Annotated in this window: 4 protein-coding genes; all 4 read left to right on the top strand. The window is 45.4% G+C overall.

Annotated elements, in window-relative coordinates; all coding sequences use genetic code 11:
• The first annotated feature begins 812 nt into the window (after window positions 1-812).
• On the top strand, window positions 813-1,031 hold the full coding sequence (locus tag ACK59H_RS22690; RefSeq protein ID WP_186702336.1) for a hypothetical protein: 219 nt from the start codon (window positions 813-815) through the stop codon (window positions 1,029-1,031).
• A 128-nt stretch (window positions 1,032-1,159) separates the two neighbouring features.
• Entirely contained in the window at window positions 1,160-2,377 is a 1,218-nt protein-coding gene (locus tag ACK59H_RS22685) for a DNA cytosine methyltransferase (protein ID WP_409264959.1), read from the top strand.
• Window positions 2,370-3,485, top strand: coding sequence for a DNA cytosine methyltransferase (locus ACK59H_RS22680; protein WP_409264958.1), 1,116 nt, complete (start codon window positions 2,370-2,372; stop codon window positions 3,483-3,485). Before ACK59H_RS22685 ends, ACK59H_RS22680 begins: the two co-directional genes overlap by 8 nt.
• A 23-nt stretch (window positions 3,486-3,508) precedes the next feature.
• Window positions 3,509-4,731: AAA family ATPase (locus ACK59H_RS22675; protein ID WP_409264957.1), on the top strand; the 1,223-nt coding region annotated here is incomplete at its 3' end.

The raw sequence follows: 4,731 nt of genomic DNA, 5'->3' as shown, positions 1-4,731 counted from the left end.
TTGATGTTTTGAATGTATAAAGCCTATTATCTATTCTCACGGGAATACCAATGGGAATACATTTTTTAGCGCTACCGTCCGTGAAAGTGATAACTGGATGTAAGCTCTGTGTGCAGAGAAATGTCGCTAATACCACATGCAACTTGGTAGTGATTCCATAACGTCACTGCCCTCGGCGGCAAGAAACCATATAGAACATTTACGCGGACGATCACGTTGGTTCGATGGAATGCTGGCTTCGTCCGCATGATTGGTTTGACCGCCAGAAATGAGGAAGCGCAACGGTATCCCCAAGGTATCGCAGAAATTATGGATTGTGGTTGTCAGGCCAACGCGACTGGCAGATCGATCAAAATCTGAGCGTTCAACGGGCGTCGACCGGAGTTCTCAGGAGCTTGTACCGAGCCCAGTGCTGTACCAATTCTCCGCCGCTTTCTGCCCCTTCTAGACACCTCTCTAAAGAAAAAATCAATTCTTGCAAACTGACACCCTCAGGACTAAAATGCCCACAAAGGCGCATAAGTGCGCACTACTGCGCAGTCCAGATTGGTAACATACCCATGTCAAAAGTAACGGTTTTGCTTGATGAGCAGGAATTTCTGCGGCTTGGATCATATTGTGAGCAACGCGGTTTTAAGAAAAGTACTCTCATTGCCAGGCTTATCCGCGAACACTTAAATAGTGAGAATTTTCCTGAGCTTAAAAATGTTTCGCTTAGCAGCCATCAGACAGCTAGTGTTAAAGTCAGTTAGAGGTGCAACAATCAGGGGGACTTGAATGGTGCGATTTGTGTATTTGCTAGATATAAACTCATGGTCCGAGTAAAGCAAGAACACACAGAGCCAGAGCTAAAAGTCCGCCGTCTATATTGCAAGGCGGGCTTCAGATTTGACATGCACATAGACGACTACCCTGGGTGTCCTGACATAGTTTTTGCAATGCGCCGCATAGCTATTTTTGTTAGCCGCTATTTCTTGCATCAACGCCGAGGCTGTAATAAAGCAAAGCTTCCCAAGGAACGGAAGTATTAGTGGTTTTTGAGAAAATAAACTTACTAAGTTGAAATGCATGCGTGGTGTCGGAGTTTGAAGCTGCCAACGGAAAACACTATCTAGTCGCTTGATAGAAATGATAGCATCAGTAGATGAAGAAAAATTTGATGAGCAAAAAAGACCTTGGCGTCGGAGTTGTAGATTTTTTCGCTGGTTGCGGAGGTGCGAGCTACGGGTTTGCTCACGCTAAAGTTCCAGGCGCACGCGTTGAGGTCATAGCCGGTATCGATAATGACAAGCATTGTTGCGCAACCTACCGCCGCATGCTTGATCATCCCGCACACGAGCTTGATATTGCTGGGTTAGTTGATGAAGACAATAAAACTCTCGACGCGCTCATTGAGTCGTGGGACCTATCAAGATTTGATAAAATCATTCTTATTGGTTGTGCGCCGTGTCAAGGGTTCTCAGCTCACAGAAAGTCTATAGTGGGTAAGGATCACCGTAGAAGTTTGTTCGGGATTTTTGCAGAAATAGCCACTCGTATTGGTCCTGATGCCATATTTATGGAGAATGTTCCAGATATGTTCTCCAAGAAGCACTGGCAGTATTACGCGCCAGGGCGTGACTTATTAAAAAGTTCTGGTTATTTCATTCGCAGTAGAATTTACAATTTTGCCGACTTCGGACTCCCGCAAGAAAGATTTCGAGCGATTATGATGGCTTTTCGTGGAGAGTTTAACGTTCCTACGCCGGTTTACGATTATTCCGAGCATAAAACAGTTCGCGATGCTATTTCCCACTTCAAGCCACTCGCAGCTGGTGAGTCAGATGATGCTGATCCAATGCATGTTGTATCTAAGCATCGAGCCGCAACTGTGGACATACTAAAACAAGTTCCACTCGATGGCGGAAATAGACCGCTTGGCGTAGGCCCATCATGTCTGGATAGAGCAAGAGAGAAACATGGTGGCTACACCGACGTTTACGGAAGACTTGCATGGGATAAGCCAGCGGTAACAATAACGGCCCGGTGTCGGACGCCGTCTTGCGGACGATTTACTCACCCGCAGCAACATCGAGGTCTCTCGATAAGAGAGGCGGCTACTCTTCAAGGTTTTCCTGAAAATTTTGTATTTGAGGGTCCATTTGACGACAAATATAAGCAAATCGGAAATGCTGTGCCTCCTTTGGTTGCTCAAAAGATGGCAGAGCACATGATTGAAGTACTTATTAAAAGTCATGATGGAATTCAAGATCCAATTTCTGATGTCGAAAACGACATCGTGTCACCTATAGGTCCAGGTTTTGCGATAAAAATCAACGGAATTAAGAAAAAGCGCAGCAATAATTTTGAAAACGCAGAGATTGCGCCTAATGAGTAAGCCAACTGCTATTGATCTCTTTTGTGGGGCGGGAGGGCTTTCGCTCGGATTAAAACAAGCAGGCTTTGATGTTCGCGCAGCTGTTGAGTTTGATCGGTTGGCCTCCAAGACCTATAGGCGAAACCTTGGCGATCATCTCATTGAGGCTGACATTCACTCACTGGATCCAGCTAGAGTTTTAGAATATTCTGCGTTAAATAGAGGCGACTGTGATCTTGTTGCGGGTGGCCCGCCCTGCCAAGGTTTCTCGATACAGAGACGGGGGGCTGATCAAGACGCCAGAAATGACTTGGTTTTTCAATTCCTTCGATTTGTAGACGGTATTAGGCCAAAGTTTTTCCTAATGGAGAATGTATCTGGACTTATGTCAAAGAGAGGAAAGCCTTTCCTTGATGAGCTTATAGATCGCTTTACAGATCTTGGCTACCATACCCATTTAGCAAAGCTGGAGGCTGCTGCTTATGGCACACCTCAACTAAGAAAAAGAGTCATATTGATTGGCGGGCTTTTTGAATATGGAAAAATATTCAAGTATCCGGAAGAGATTCTGGGGCCAGATAGTTATCGCACCGTTCGGCAGGCAATCTCAGACCTGCCATCACCGCCTCTAGACGGTTCTCCTCACCCTATAGTACTTAACCATGCTAGAGAGGCAAGGATGTCTCAAATTAATATCGAACGATTAAAACATATTCCTCCTGGTGGTGGGCGAAATGACCTTCCAGACCACCTTCAGTTGCCATGCCATAAAAATAATCCCTCTCATAGACATGTAGAGGTATATGGAAGATTGGCATGGGACAAACCCTCAGGCACCATTACAGCAAGATTTGATAGCTTTACTAGAGGTAGATACGCTCACCCAGTTGAACACCGTAGCATAACGTTACGAGAGGGCGCTAGACTTCAGACGTTCCCAGATGATTTTTCATTTGATGGGAATCGGGAAGAAGTTGCGCGTCAAATTGGCAATGCAGTTCCTCCTGTACTTGCAAAAGCACTCGGAAATTCGGTGATAGAGGCCCTGTATTCTTGTAAGTCAAATATGGCAAAGGGCATGAGTTTTAATTTTGGTCATGAAAGTCCACAGATTCAGCTGAATTTTTAATTGTTCATGGAAAGAGCTAATATATGATTTTTGACCGCTGGCAGGCTCCTGATCGTGATAGCCCAACTACAGTAGGGTTTGAGTTTAAAGTCGAAATTGGCACACAGCTCGACGCCATAATGAGAGCTGAGGGAAAGAGGGGCACTCTTGATGGTGTTGTCAAAACATCATCAGGAGACAATCTTAGTCGGCCTCGACGCTGGCATAAAATGTTTGAGCGTATGGGGTTGTTGTATCCAGACTCAGACGGTAATACTCAGCTTACTGATTTAGGTTTAACGATCCGCTCAGCTCAAAAAAATGCCGCTAAGGAATATAGGAGGCTGCTGGCTAAACAAGCTATATCTGTCCTTCGTAAATATCAGCTACGAAATCCTGCTGACATTTTAGATGGCGGAAGATACCCTGATCACTGCGATATCCACCCTTATTGGGCGTTATGGAAGGCCGCCATCGAGCTTGATGGGAAACTGCACTGGGACGAGCTGAATCGAGAATTGATGTGGGTACTTAAGCATTCTGATTTGGATGCCGCCATTTCAAAAATACGAAGAGCCAGACTAGAGCCAGGATATGATCCCGTCACGGGCGGAGGGCCCGTTACTAGGCTTCGCGAGAGAGCGTATGACCAATCTAGCGCGCCTGATGACCGAGATCCTTCTGGGCAAGTCCGAGACCAAAAAACAACTCCATGGTTCAAGCGTGCAGGCCTGGGTGAGTTACTGATGGTAATGCCTGGGCGGACTGGAGGGGGATATTGGAAGATCCACGACGACATTATAGATTTGCTCGCCCAGGAAGTTAAATCGGCACCAGTTTACAATGCGTTCGAGACAGATCAGGAGTGGTTTTCTTACTTCGGGACCGCTGAGTCACTGAACAGTAGCTATGAATCTGAAACTCATGAACCCACTGTAATTGAAAGTTGTAAGCACCTATATGAGCTTGTCCTAGAGCGCCATAATGTTGTTTTCTATGGTCCTCCTGGAACAGGGAAAACTCATGCCTCATTAAATCTTGCCTCCGAATGGGAGCGGATCAATGGTGCTGGAAGTGTCTTCAAGGTTACATTTCACCCATCTTACGGATATGAAGATTTTGTTCAAGGGTATAGGCCTAAGTCTGATAATCCATCATTATTTTCGCTGAAAAATGGTATTTTTTTGGTCGCGGCTGACCAAGCTAGAAAGATAGAAATTGAAAATAAAAAAGTTCTGCTGGTGATTGATGAAATAAATAGAGGTGA

This window comes from Pseudomonas sp. KCJK9000, from assembly GCF_046230725.1.
In the GTDB taxonomy this organism is placed as follows: domain Bacteria; phylum Pseudomonadota; class Gammaproteobacteria; order Pseudomonadales; family Pseudomonadaceae; genus Aquipseudomonas; species Aquipseudomonas promysalinigenes.
Note: the sequence above shows the minus strand (reverse complement) of the source record. Positions and strands in the feature narration are given on the sequence as shown.

Bases quoted from the DNA above. Each gene is read 5' to 3' on its own strand.
- ACK59H_RS22685 (WP_409264959.1), top strand. From the start codon at position 1,160: ATGAGCAAAAAAGACCTTGGCGTCGGAGTTGTAGATTTTTTCGCTGGT.
- ACK59H_RS22680 (WP_409264958.1), top strand. From the start codon at position 2,370: ATGAGTAAGCCAACTGCTATTGATCTCTTTTGTGGGGCGGGAGGGCTT.
- ACK59H_RS22690 (WP_186702336.1), top strand. From the start codon at position 813: ATGGTCCGAGTAAAGCAAGAACACACAGAGCCAGAGCTAAAAGTCCGC.